The organism is Geobacter sp. PheSNFMC (assembly GCF_059620965.1).
On the sequence record NZ_JCAMRN010000090.1, the window covers coordinates 1 to 12,509 of the forward strand.

9 protein-coding genes are annotated in these 12,509 nt (G+C 64.6%); 1 reads left to right on the forward strand and 8 read right to left on the reverse strand.

Annotated features, from left to right (window positions below; translation table 11 throughout):
* Window positions 1-563 (forward strand): protoporphyrinogen oxidase (hemG, locus tag AC6CDK_RS16380; RefSeq protein ID WP_496639918.1); only part of this gene is annotated, 563 nt, incomplete at its 5' end.
* Between the two features lie 60 nt (window positions 564-623).
* On the opposite strand, the gene AC6CDK_RS16385 is transcribed toward hemG, so the two are convergent.
* The 8 genes from AC6CDK_RS16385 to AC6CDK_RS16420 all read right to left on the reverse strand — a co-directional run.
* Window positions 624-1,550, reverse strand: coding sequence for a daunorubicin resistance protein DrrA family ABC transporter ATP-binding protein (locus AC6CDK_RS16385; protein WP_039647529.1), 927 nt, complete (start codon window positions 1,548-1,550; stop codon window positions 624-626).
* Window positions 1,551-1,557: 7 nt separating this feature from the next.
* Window positions 1,558-3,741 carry a hybrid sensor histidine kinase/response regulator gene (locus AC6CDK_RS16390; protein WP_192905828.1) on the reverse strand — a complete coding sequence of 728 codons (2,184 nt, stop codon included), beginning with the start codon at window positions 3,739-3,741 and terminating at the stop codon, window positions 1,558-1,560.
* Complete coding sequence (locus tag AC6CDK_RS16395; RefSeq protein WP_039647525.1) at window positions 3,738-5,234, reverse strand: sensor histidine kinase; 1,497 nt, start codon at window positions 5,232-5,234, stop codon at window positions 3,738-3,740. Before AC6CDK_RS16395 ends, AC6CDK_RS16390 begins: the two co-directional genes overlap by 4 nt.
* Before the next feature lie 6 nt (window positions 5,235-5,240).
* On the reverse strand, window positions 5,241-6,791 hold the full coding sequence (locus AC6CDK_RS16400; protein WP_039647523.1) for a hybrid sensor histidine kinase/response regulator: 1,551 nt from the start codon (window positions 6,789-6,791) through the stop codon (window positions 5,241-5,243).
* A complete protein-coding gene (locus AC6CDK_RS16405) occupies window positions 6,788-9,076 on the reverse strand; it encodes an ATP-binding protein (protein WP_039647521.1) in 2,289 nt (762 codons plus the stop codon). The genes AC6CDK_RS16400 and AC6CDK_RS16405 overlap by 4 nt, the downstream gene beginning before the upstream one ends.
* 100 nt (window positions 9,077-9,176) lie before the next feature.
* Complete coding sequence (locus AC6CDK_RS16410) at window positions 9,177-10,184, reverse strand: NAD(P)H-dependent glycerol-3-phosphate dehydrogenase (RefSeq protein ID WP_039647520.1); 1,008 nt, start codon at window positions 10,182-10,184, stop codon at window positions 9,177-9,179.
* Window positions 10,185-10,225: 41 nt separating this feature from the next.
* Window positions 10,226-11,797 (reverse strand): HEAT repeat domain-containing protein, encoded by a 1,572-nt coding sequence (locus AC6CDK_RS16415; RefSeq protein WP_066356653.1) that lies wholly within the window; start codon window positions 11,795-11,797, stop codon window positions 10,226-10,228.
* A 73-nt stretch (window positions 11,798-11,870) separates the two neighbouring features.
* Window positions 11,871-12,509: DNA gyrase C-terminal beta-propeller domain-containing protein (locus AC6CDK_RS16420; protein ID WP_496639919.1), on the reverse strand; the 639-nt coding region annotated here is incomplete at its 5' end.

Consider the following 12,509-nt stretch of genomic DNA (forward strand, 5'->3'; position numbering starts at 1 on the left):
CAGCCTACGCCACCGCCTCCATCATCCAGGGAGTGGACGCCGCCATGGCCGGCGTCCTCCGGCAGATCCCCTACGCCACCATGACCGTTGTCTGCTTCGGGTATGACCGGGAGCGGATCGCCCACGACCTGAACGGATTCGGTTATCTCATTCCCAAGGAGGAGGGGATGAACACCCTGGGCACGCTCTGGGATTCGAGCATCTTCGAGAACCGGGCGCCGGAGGGGCAGGTCCTCCTGCGCAGCATGATGGGGGGGGCCTGCTTCCCCGAATACGTCAACCTGGGCGACGAGGAGATCACTGCACGGGTGAAGAATGACCTTGCCACCATCATGGGCATCACGGCATCTCCCTCATTCGTCCGCATCTTCCGCCATCACCAGGCCATTCCCCAGTACACCGTGGGGCACGCCAGGCGGGTGGCCGCCCTGGAGCAGGGGGCCGCTTCCCTGCCGGGGCTTTTCCTCACCGGCAACTCCTACCGGGGCATCGGCCTCAACGACTGCGTGGCCGCCGCCAACCGCACGGCCGGCGAGGCCATTGCCCAGCTCACATCCCGCTGAACAGAAAAGGGGGGCGCCATGCCCCCCCTTCCATATTTCCCGCCGTTGCCCCGCCCGCTCTCATTCCCGCACGTCACGACCCGTCAGTTCGATGAAGACGTCCTCCAGGGTGGGCTCCCGGAGGCAGACCTTCCGGATGTCCTCGGTGCCGATGGCATCCATGAGGGGCTTGAGGAATTCCTCGCCCGCAAGCGAGAGGCGGAACAGGTCGTCCATGCGCTGGAGGGACCGGACAAAGGGGAACCCCTTCAGCATTGCTTCGTAACGGTCGGCATGGGCCCGGAACTGGAGCTCGTAGTGGTGGGCATGGGCCATCCGTTCCTTGAGCTGGGCAGCGCTCCCGTCCACCAGCAGCCGGCCGTGGTCCATGATCACGATCCGGTCGCAGAGGGCGTCGGCCTCATCCATGTAGTGGGTGGTGAGAAAAATGGTCATGGCATCCTTGAGGGAAGCCACATAGTCCCAGACGGCGCGCCGCGACTGGGGGTCAAGCCCCGTGGTCGGTTCATCGAGGAAGAGGACCTTCGGCCGGTGCACGAGGGCACGCGCCACCACGAGCCGGCGCTGCATGCCGCCGGAAAAGGTGTCGGGGAAATCGTTGCGCCGCCCGGAGAGCCCCACGAGCTCCAGAAGCTCGTCAACCCGCCGGTTGGTTTCCGCCGGCGGCATGCCGTGGAGCCGGGCCTGCATGACCAGATTTTCCCGGGCGGTGAGGTAGCGGTCCAAGTTGTTGTCCTGGGGCACCACGCCGATAAGCCGGCGCACCTCCCGTCCCTGGCGCTGGACGTCGAATCCCTCCACCAGGGCCGTGCCGCTGTCCGGGCGGAGGATCGTGGTGATGATGCGGATGATGGTGGTCTTGCCGGCGCCGTTGGGGCCCAGCAGGGCGAAGATGGTACCCCGTTCGACCTCCAGGGAGAAGCGGTCCACGGCCGTGAGGGTGCCGTAGCGCTTGGTCAGCTCGTGCAGCGAGAGGGCGGCAGGCACGCGCCCGTTACCTCGCCTCGCCCCGGGAGGGGACGACGCAGGTGTTGTCCATGGGGAACAGGAGGGAGAAGACACTCCCCGTGCCCCCCTCGCCCGGCGTCACCCAGACCATGCCGCCGTGGGCGTCCATGATCCCCTTGACAATGGAGAGGCCGAGCCCGGACCCCTTGGACATGAAGCCGGTCTTGCCGGACGAATGGTATTCGATGTCGCCGACGCCGTAGAATTTCTCGAAGATCCGCACCGCCTCGTCAGGAGGAATCCCGATCCCCGTGTCGGCCACGTCGAGGCGGTAGAACCCGGGATGCCCCTCAATAGTGGCGGGAAAATCCCGATAGAACGGGCGCAGCAGTTCCTCTTCCACCGTGAGTTCCTCCAGGGTGACCAGGCGGCCGGCAATGGCGACCCGTCCTCCGTCGGGGGTGAATTTGATGGCGTTTTCCATCAGGTTGCGGACAGCGAGGCGGCAAAAGCCCTCGTCCGCCGGTACGCGGCAGGGATCGTCGGCGATTTCCAGCCGGATGTCCCGCTCGGACAGGGGGAGCAACAGGGTCTGCCGTACTTCCTGGCAAAGATCCGACAGCTTCACGGGGCGGGTATGGACGGCAAACCCCTTGGCCTCGATCCGGGAGATAGAGAGGAGATCGTCCACGATCCCCTTGAGTTGGGTCACCCCTTCGTACACCGACTGCATCATCTCCTTCTGCTCGGGGGTCATGGGGATGTCGCTGTAGAAGAGGAGAAACTGCAATCCCCCCATTATGGAGGTGAGCGGCGTCTTCAACTCGTGGGAGGCCATGCCGATGAAGCTGTTCTTGGAGGCATTCAGTCGTCCCAGCTCGATGTTCGCCCGCTTCACCTCTTCCAGGTTCTCCTTGAGGGCCTTGCGGCTGCGGACCAACTCCTCGTTCTTTTCCTTCATCCGGTCGTAGAGGGTGTGGTTCTCGATGAGAACCGCCATCTGGTTGGCAATGGAATTGAGGAGGAACACCTCCCGGTCGGTGTATTCCCGGTTGGGGCGATGGGCCACGAACAGGGTGCCCAGGACGCCGGAGCCGATCTTGAGGGGGAGGGCGCACCAGGCTCCCATGCCCATGGCTTCGGCGGCCGCTTCCGCCTCCGGGCCGAAATGGCCGGCGATCCCGGCGGCCTTGAAGCTTTTGCCGTCGAGCACGTCCTTGACCCAGGTGAGCCCGCGCGACAGGGAGCCGAAGGACTCGGCAAACTCCCGCGACAGCCCCAGCCAGGCGCTGAGGCGCAGGCTTCCCCTCTCCATAAGGTGGATGCAGGACCAGTCGATCTGGAGCATCTGGTGCAGTTGGGAGAGGAGATCCACCATGATCCGCTTGGAGCCCCGCTGGGAATTGAGGCGAAAGGCCACGGCATAGAGGGTGAGGAGCTCCCGGTCCGTGAGCTTTTTCTCCTCTTCCATCCGCTTGCGCTTGGTGATGTCCTTGATCACATAGACGTAGCCGTGTTCGTTTTCGGTGGGGTGCATGGGATAGCAGGCGGCATTGTACCACCCGCGCAGCCGGGGAAAGCGGACATCGTCCTCGTCCGCCTTGAGATCGGCACAGAGGTTGAAAATGCTTTCGCCGGCAGGATCGTTGCCGTAAAAGAGCTCGCTGATGTTTGTGCCGATCACGTCGTTGTAGGTGGTATCGAAGTACTGGATCAGCTTGCTGTTGCAGCGGATGATGGTGCCGGTGGGATCGGTCAGGACCACGATGTCCGACACGGCGTCGAAGGCGGCTTCCCACTCGATCTTGCCCTGGCGGATGGACCGCTCGGCCCGGCGACGGGTCCGGCGCTCCGATGCCTCGCGGATTTCCCGGTCCACTGCCGGAATGAGGCGGGAGAGGTTGCCTTTCATGAGGTAATCATGGGCGCCGGCGCGCATGGCGTCCACGAGCATGTCCTCGCCGATCTTTCCCGACACGATGATGAAGGGGAGGTCGAGACCGCTGCGCTTGAGGATCTGAAGGGCTGCCGGCGCGCTGAATTGGGGCAGGCGGTAATCGGAGATAACGATGTCCCACTCCCGCTTCACCAGTGCCTCGCGCATGGCAGCCGCGGTTTCGACCCGCTCGTGCTCCACGATGTAGCCGCCGCGTTTCAGGTCGTTGAGGAGCAGCAGGGCATCATCCTCGCTATCCTCCACGAGAAGCAGCCGCAGTTTCTTTTCGGTCATGGGGTTGTCCCGTCCTCTTTGTCGGAATTCCGGGCGAGGCGTTCTTCCTCGCCCAGGGTGAAGTAAAATGTGGCGCCGTGGTCCGGGGCCGCCTCGACCCAGACGGTACCGCCGTGCCGCTCCACGATGCGGCGCACCGTGGCGAGGCCGATGCCGGTCCCCTCGAACTCGTCGGCACTGTGCAGGCGCTGGAAGGGGGTGAAGAGTTTGCCCGCAAAGGCCATGTCGAAACCGACCCCGTTGTCCCGGACCAGGTAGACGGGCCGCCCGCCCTGTTCCTCGGCGGCAAACTCGATGACGGCTCCGGCGCGCTTGCCGGTATACTTCCATGCGTTGCTCAGGAGATTTTCCAGCACGACCCGCAGCAGCCGCGGGTCGCCGAACGCCGTGACCCCCTCCGCGATGCGCAGGGTCGCATCCTCCCGCCCCTCGATCTGCTTCAGCCCCAGGCCGATCACCTGGGCGAGCGCGCTCAGGTTCACCTGGCGTCTTTCCAGCTCGCTCCGGCTCACGTTGGCCAGTTGGAGCAGGTCGTCGATGAGGCGTTCCATGCGCTGGGCAGCCGACCTGATTCTCTGGATGTATCCCTTTCCCTCGGCATCGATCCGCCCCCCGTAATCCTCCGCCAGCATCCTGCTGAAGCCGTCGATGTGCCTGAGCGGCGCCCTCAGGTCATGGGAAACGGAGTAACTGAACGACTCCAGCTCGCGATTCGCCCGTTGCAGCTCCCGGGTGCGCGCCTCCACCCGTTCCTCCAGCTCGGCGTTGAGGCGGCGGATCTCTTCATCGGCCCTGATCCGCTCGGTCACGTCATTGGCCAGCACCACCTCGGCGGGCCGACCGCCGAAATCAAGGGGATGGGACGTGATCTCCACCGCCATGACGGCTCCGTCCTTTTTCCGGTGGCACCAGACACCGGCCAGATCGAGGCCGGGGCAGCGCCGCGCCTTGGCCACGCTCTCTTCAAGGGCCGCAACATCGGCGGATGGACGGATATCCCGGATGGTCATGGCGAGGAATTCCTCGCGCGTGTAGCCGTAGTGTGCAACCGCCGCGTCGTTCACCTCCATGAAGGCCAGGGTCTCCATGTCATACACCCACATGGGGTGGGGATTACTGGCAAACAGAAGGCGATAGCGCTCCTCTGACTCCCGCAGGGCCTGGTTTGTTTCGTGGAGCTCCATCTGGCTCTTTTCATACTCGTCCAGTTGCTGGCGCAGTTCTTCTTCCACCATGCACAGCTCTTCGTTGCGGACGCGCAGCTCGTCCTCGGCCCGTTCAGCGCTCAGCGCGTAGCGGCGGACGAGCCAGTAGAGCAGTCCGGCGGTGGCTACCACGTAAAACCACCCCTTGGCGGTCTGCAGTCGGGTGAGCTGCGCCGCTTCCGGTGCGATCCCCGTCAGGATGCGGTCGGAAAAGAGAATCCAGAGCATCCCCACCACCAGGTAGATGCCCGCAATCCGCCGGGGAGCACAGCGATGCCCGTTGTCCATGCCGCGTTACCCTCCCGCCGTCGCGTACTCTTCGTCCGCGAGGGGGAATAGCATGTGGAAGGCGCTGCCTTCCCCTTCGACGCTCTCTGCCCAGATGAAACCCTGGTGCGCATCCATCACCTTGCGGCAGAAGGCCAGGCCGAGCCCCGTGCCGGTCGACTTTCCCAGCCTGCGGTTACGGGCCTGGACAAAGCGGTCGAAGATGCTGGCGAGGGAATCGGCCGGGATGCCGACCCCCGTGTCCCGCACCGTGATGAGCAGGTGGGGTTTCAGCGGCGGCAGCGGCACATCGGGATAGCTTTCCCGGGGGATGCGGCCCGCCAGTTCCGCCGGGTCGCCCAGACACCGGGCGCTGACCTCGATCTCTCCCCCCTCGGGGGTGAATTTGATGGCATTGGCAATGAGATTGCCCATGAGTCTGGCGAACTGGTTGCGATCCAGCGACAGGGCCAGGGGATGGTCGGGGAGCGTCAGCACCAGGGCAATGCCCGCCCGCCGGGCCACGGAGTCGAAACGCCCCAGGGTCCGGGCCATGAGCGGTCCCAGGTCTTCGCGCCGGGCCGCCATGACCATTCGCCCCGCCTCGAACCGGTGGACGTCGAGCAGCGTGTCGATCATGTCCACCATCTCGGCACAGCTCTCCATGGCCGAATCCAGATAGGAGCGCTGCTCGGCGTTCACCGGGCCGATCCGCCCCTCCCGCACCAGGTCGATGGAGCCGACCACGGCGGTGATGGGGGTCTTAAGGTCGTGGGAAAGCATTGAGACGAAATCCTCGCGCTCCCTTTCAAGGGCCTTGAGGGTGGAGATGTCCCGGATGATTTCCACGCATCCCATCATTTCCCCATCAGCCCCCTTGAGGGGGGTGGCGCTGGACAGGACCGGGATCATGCCGCCGCCCGCCTGCACGGCATAGGTCACGTCGAGGCAGGGGTCGCCGGTGGCCAGCACCACGCGGCAGGGGAGCCGCTCAGCCGGGATATCGGTTTTCAGGAGAAGCTCAACCGGCTGGTTCTGTACTCCGCCGGCTGCAATGCCGAAGCGTTCTTCGGCCGCCCGGTTGATGGTGATGATCTTCCCCTCGCGGTCAACCGCCACGAGAAGGTCAGCCATCCCCCGAAGGATCGCCCCCATCTTCCGCCGCTCCTCGTCGAGCACCCGCTGCAGCCGCTCGTTTTCGAGCTTGGTCCGGTTGAATTGGATGGCGCGCTCCACCCGCTTTTTCATGTCATCGGAGGAAAAGGGCTTGGAGATGTAATCCACCGCTCCCTTTTTCATGGCCTCCACGGCGATGTCCTCGCTCCCGTGGGCGGTCATCATGATCACCACCAGGTCGGGCCACCGGTCCCGTATCCGCTCCAGAACCTCGATACCGTCCATGCGCGGCATGCGGATGTCGAGCAATACCAGATCGAAGCTCTCCCGCTCGAGAGCTTCCAGGGCCTCGACTCCGTCCCGCGCCCGCAGGGTCAGATAGCCGGCATCCTCAAGCTGCAGCTTGAGGATGAGGGCGATATCCGCTTCGTCGTCGACGATGAATACCTTGTAGCCGCTCATGGCTCTCCCTCGTGGATGGGAACGGTGAAGGTGAACACGTTGCCTCCGCCGATTCCTTCGGAGTAGAAAATCCTGCCGTGGTGCCGCTCGACGATCTCTTTGCAGATGGCAAGCCCCAGGCCGGTGCCGCCGTGCTGCCGCCGGTCGCCGCTGTCGATCTGCTGAAACCGCTTGAAGAGTTTTCCCCGGTCGGCCCACTGGATCTCACGCCCGCGGTCCTTGACCGAAACGGCGACAAAGTTGTCGCTCTGCTCGGCAGAGATGGTTACCACTGCTCCCCGGGGTGAAAATTTCACCGCATTCGCAATGAGATTGGTCAGCACCTGCCCCAGCCGGTCACCGTCCCCGTATATGGCGGGCAGATCGGCCGACACCTCGTTGACGACCGTCACGCCGTGCTCCCGCGCAAATCCCCCCAGCTCCCGCACCGACCACTCCACCAGCTCAGCCGGCGAGTGGGGTGAAAGGGCAAACTCCATCTTGCCCGATTCGATCTTGGCAATATCGAGGATGTCGTTGACCAGCCTGATGAGCCGCTCGGTGTTGCGGAGGCAGACGCTGAGCAATTCCTTTTCCACATCGGCAAAGCCCCTGCTCTTGTCAACGATCAACTGGAGCGATCCCTTGATGGAGGTGAGGGGGGTCTTGAGCTCGTGGGAAACGGTGGAAATGAACTCGGTCTTCATCCGGTCCACCTCCTCCTCGGCGGTCACGTCGCGGATGGACATGACCACGCCGGCAAAGTGCCCGTCCCCATCGACCAGGGGCGCCAGGGTTACCTTGAGCTTTTTCCCCCGGGCATCGAGATCCACTTCCCTGACCGTTGCCAGGCCGCGGTTCTCCCCCATGGAAGTGATGTGCTCCACGAGCCGGCAGAATTCCCCCTGGTTGCAGATGTCCAGGATGGGCCGGCCAACCACGCGGTGGGGCACCATCTCGAAGAGTTGCTGGGCCGCAGGATTGAACAGGATGACGCGCCCGTCCCGGTCGGTCACCGCGACCCCCTCGGCCATGCTGGTGAGGATCGCCTCGAGCCGTCCCATTTCCACCTGCAGCGCGGCGGTCCGCTCATCCACCCGCCGCTCCAGGAGTTCGTTCATATCCGTGAGCTTGAGGTTGAGGTTTTCCAGGTCGTGGGCCTTGGTCCGGATGGTCCGGTCGCGCTCGTCAATGGCCGCGGCCATCCGGTTGAATGCCTCGGCCAGTTCTCCGATCTCGTCGGAAGAAATGACCGCGACCCGTTGCTGCAGCTCCCCTTCCTCGATGCGCCGAACCCCGTCCGCAAGCTCGCGAACGGGCTTCGTCAGCCTGAGCGACACCCAGTAGGCAGTGACAAAGGACAACACGAGGCCCAGGATCGCCGAGGCCACGATGTTGCCCAGGCTCCCCTGCAGGGCTCCTTTGAAGTCTTCACGGGAAAGCGCCACGGCCAGGGCACCGACGAAATCGCCCCTGCTGTTGGTGAGGGGATCAAAGGCCGCGGTGTAGACCTTGCCGCCGATCTCCGCATCGCCCCTGAACGGGAAACCTTGCCTGAGGCCCTCCAGAATCCGCGCAGGAATGGGCTGGGAACCGCTTTTGCCGAAACTGTCGGGGGGGATGATCTCTTTGTGGGTGATGGCCACGTACACCTGTCTGCCGAAAACCTCCTGAACCTGCGACGGGATCCCGGTGTCGGTCTCGATGATGTCTCCGGCCACAAAAGCGCCGACCATGGCCCCCTTGGCATCCATGACCGGCACCACCACCGTCAGCATCATGACCTCGCCCGTTTTCCCGGCGCCTCCCCCGCGGCAGTAGTTTACCAACCCTTCGCCGCAGAGGAAGTCGGCTGTCACGAGTTCCGTGGAGACCAGGGGACGCCTCTCCCTGAGAGCGCGCTCCACGACCGGCGTCAGCTCAAACGTTCTGTCCCTGCGATACTGGTTCCCGCCGGCGATGACCGTCCCCCGTGAATCCACAAACACGATCAGCTCCACGAAGGGGAGGATCGTCATCCAGCGGCGGGCGGCATCCCGCAGCCAAGGGGTGTCGCGGGCGGCCATGCGTTCGCGGACGGGCGGCGCAGAGGCCGGATGCATGAGAGAATACTGGATCTGCTCGGCCCGGTTCGTGTACTGGTCCTTGGCATACCGGACCTGTTCGGCCAGCTTGCGGGACAGTTCCCCCTCGAGGGATGAATCGATGGTTCTAATGGTGATAACGACGAGAAAGGAATAGGAAACGAGAAGAATGAGCAGGATGGCGAGAAATATTTTTGTGCGGATCGCGAGCAACGATTTCATTGCAATCCCTTCAGCAAGACCGTTGCCGGTCTCTTTCGGGCACGGATACACGAACGGTACCGCTCATCAGTGTGAAGGGACTGCGAGGCCCCATGATCTCTTACCAGCGCTCCGCCTTGAGGTCGCGGGTCATCAGTTCCATCACTGCCTGGCGGGCCGGTTTGTCCTCGTGGAGCACCTGGTAGACCTTCTCGGTTATGGGCATCTCAACCCCTGTCCGGCGGGCAAGCCGGTACGCCGACTCGGCGGTTTTCACCCCCTCCGCCACCATGCGCATCTCTCCCAGGATATCAGCCAGTTTCATCCCCTGCCCAAGCTTCATGCCAACGGTCCGATTGCGCGAAAGGTCTCCGGTGCAGGTGAGAACCAGGTCGCCCATGCCGGCAAGACCCGCGAAGGTTTCCGCCTGGGCCCCCATGGAGAGCCCGAGGCGGGTCATCTCCGCCAGGCCGCGGGTGATCAGGGCCGCACGGGTGTTGTGGCCGAGGCCCAGACCGTCCGAAATCCCGGCCGCTACGGCAATGACGTTCTTGAGGGCGCCGCCGATCTCCACTCCCACCACGTCGGTATTGGTGTAGACCCGGAAGGACGGTGTGGTGAAGAGTCGCTGCACTGCCGCCGCCACGGCGGCATCGCCCGATGCCGCCACCACCGCCGTCGGCATCTCCAGGGAAACTTCCCGGGCAAAGCTGGGGCCGGACAGGACGCTGAAGCACCGGGCGACCTCCGGCGGCAGGACCGCCGCGCAGACCTGGTCCATGGTCATGAGGGTGTCGAGCTCGATCCCCTTTGAGGCGTTCACCAGCACCACGCCGGCACGCAGCAGCGGCGCGAGCTGCGCCAGCACTCCGCGCATCACCTGGGAGGGGGAGACAAGAACCAGAAAGTCCTTCCGGGCGGCCGCCTCCTCCAGGGAGTTGGTGAACGAGAGGCCTGGAGCGAGTTCGATGCCGGGGAGAAAGAAGGAGTTGACCCGCGTTGCGCGCATCTCTTCCACCAACTCGGCCTCATAGGCCCAGAGCGTCACGTCAAGCCCCTTCCGGGCCAGCAGATTCGCCAGCGTCGTGCCCCAGCTTCCCGCTCCGATCACCCCGATACGTTCACTCATGTCCGCCACTCCCAACCGATGATGTGCTGCCGTCCTGCCCGTCACTCGTCCCACTCTCCCTCGTACTCCTCGTCCTCCCGGGCGGGGGGGAACTCGTATCCCTCGGCCCGGGCCTCCCGGACCATATCGATCAGATCCAGCAGCCAGCGCCTGATGAGCGGCTGACGGTGGAGCGGGACCAGTTCCTCCCGGATGCTCCGGGCTGCAGCCAGACTCTGCTCCACCAGCGGGCGCTCCCGGCCGCTGCGCGCCATCAGATCGGCGGCAAGCACGAGGCGCCGGACGAGCCGCTCCCGGCGCGGTGCCACATGGCCCCGGCACCAGCTTTCCAGGAACCGGTCGACCGCGGCTTCGTCCCCCCGGCCAAAGGGGTCCCCCTCCAGCCGGTCCAACTCATCGGCAAGGAGCCGGACCCGTTCGTTGAAGATGAACCAGCCATCGAAAAACCAGTCCCGAATGAGGTCGTCTCCCGCCGCGATCCGGGACGGGGTGCAGGCCTCCGCGACGTCATCCTCCCCGAAGGGGGGCTCATAGGCGGCCGGCGTCAGGTCTACCCCCGCAAAAATCGAACGGCGGACGTAAAACTCGGGGGGGAGGTAAAAGCCGCTCCCGATGCTCCTCTGGATGGCGTCCCGCACCAACAGCACCGCAAAGGCGGGATCCACAGCCACGAGGGTGTCCTCCACATGGTTGTGCCGCAGCAGATCCTGGAACCCCTCGGAGGAGAGGCCGCTCCACCCCCAGGCGTCGCGCATCCCCTCGCTCTCATGGAGTTCCATGAACAGGGTATCGATAATGCCGGGTCCTGTCCAGCGGGCGACCATCACGCAGGAGAAGCCGGACGCATCGGCGGTGCCGGCAAAGGCCGCCTCAAAGGGAAGGGGAGCGGGAACCTCGCCCGCCGGCGCGAACCCCAGAAAGGCAAGCCGGCGCAGGCTCCGCTCAGCCGGGGCTCGGTATGCGTCCGGCGCACCGGTGAGGAAATCCCGCAGCAGCTCGGCTGCTTCCGGATACCGGATACGGCCGAGGGTTTCGATGACCGTCCGCAGGGTCTCGGGCTCATCAAAGCCCAGCAGGACCCGGAAGAGCTCCACAACCCGCAGGTCGTCCACGAACGGCAGCTCGCGCACCACGGCCTGCTGGGCCTCGGGCGTGTAGGTGACCAGCCCCTCCACGAACGTGATGAGCCCCCGCTCGCCCCTATCCAGGAGCCGGGGAAGGGTGAGGCGCAGCCCCCCCGACCGGTCCGAGATTGGCGTGAAGAGGGGCGAGGAGACGTCCACGCCGTACTCGCTCAGGATCGACAAAAGGGCCGATTTCCCCTCGTCGTCCAGGTCGCGGCGGGCAAGGGTGATGGCCACGAGCTGGTCGAGCCAGGCGTCGTCCTCGAAGAATTCCAACAACCCCGCGTAGCGGGCGATCAACTCCGGGTCCGTTTCGCGGCGCAAACGCCGGAAAAGTGGGGAAAGGGCACGGCGTCCCTCCTTGCGGAGCGAGGAGCCGATCTCGTCCATCTCGGCAGGGGTCAGATCCTCTTTCTTAAGGCGTTCAAGGAGGTCGAGGATATCGCGACGCTCCCGCAGGCTCATGTCGATGGTGCGGTGTCGTTCCATAACGGGGACCGGGGACCGGAGACCAGGAACCGGAATAACTCATAGACCGGTGGCGGGTCGCGATCCGTCGCGGCTACTCCTCGACAACCTCCGCCTCGGGGAGGTCATCGCCGTTGTCGACCCCCTCGTCCCCTTCATCCTTCTCGGCCAGCTTGGCAACGGCCACGATCCGCTCGTTCTGCTCGGCGGTCATGAGCTTCACCCCCTGGGTGTTGCGACCGATGACCGAAAAGGGGGCCACCGGGATCCGGAGAATCTTCCCCTGGTCCGTGATGAGCATCAGGTCGTTCTCGTCGGTCACCTGCATGATGTCCACCACGCAACCGTTGCGCTCGGTGGTTTTGATGGTGATGATCCCCTTGCCGCCGCGGGACTGGACCCGGTACTCGTCCAGCTCGGTCCGCTTGCCGAAGCCGTTCTCGGTAACGGTGAATATGGTGGAGCCGGTGGCGCTGGAATTGATGACCTCCATGCCGATCACCACGTCATCGTCCTCCAGGGTCATACCCCGCACCCCGCGGGAAACCCGTCCCATGGGGCGGGCATCCCCTTCGTGGAAGCGGATCGACTTGCCGTTCTTCGACGCCAGGAGCACGTCCTGCCTGCCGTCGGTCAGGGCCACGGCGATGAGCTTGTCCCCCTCGTCCAGGTTCACGGCGATGATGCCGCCGCTCCGGATGTTGGCATACTCCCGCAGCGGGCTCTTCTTCAC

Coding starts and splice junctions, on each gene's coding strand:
- AC6CDK_RS16400 (WP_039647523.1), bottom strand. CDS start 6,791: ATGAGCGGCTACAAGGTATTCATCGTCGACGACGAAGCGGATATCGCC.
- AC6CDK_RS16410 (WP_039647520.1), bottom strand. CDS start 10,184: ATGAGTGAACGTATCGGGGTGATCGGAGCGGGAAGCTGGGGCACGACG.
- AC6CDK_RS16390 (WP_192905828.1), bottom strand. CDS start 3,741: ATGACCGAAAAGAAACTGCGGCTGCTTCTCGTGGAGGATAGCGAGGAT.
- AC6CDK_RS16405 (WP_039647521.1), bottom strand. CDS start 9,076: ATGAAATCGTTGCTCGCGATCCGCACAAAAATATTTCTCGCCATCCTG.
- AC6CDK_RS16415 (WP_066356653.1), bottom strand. CDS start 11,797: ATGGAACGACACCGCACCATCGACATGAGCCTGCGGGAGCGTCGCGAT.
- AC6CDK_RS16395 (WP_039647525.1), bottom strand. CDS start 5,234: ATGGACAACGGGCATCGCTGTGCTCCCCGGCGGATTGCGGGCATCTAC.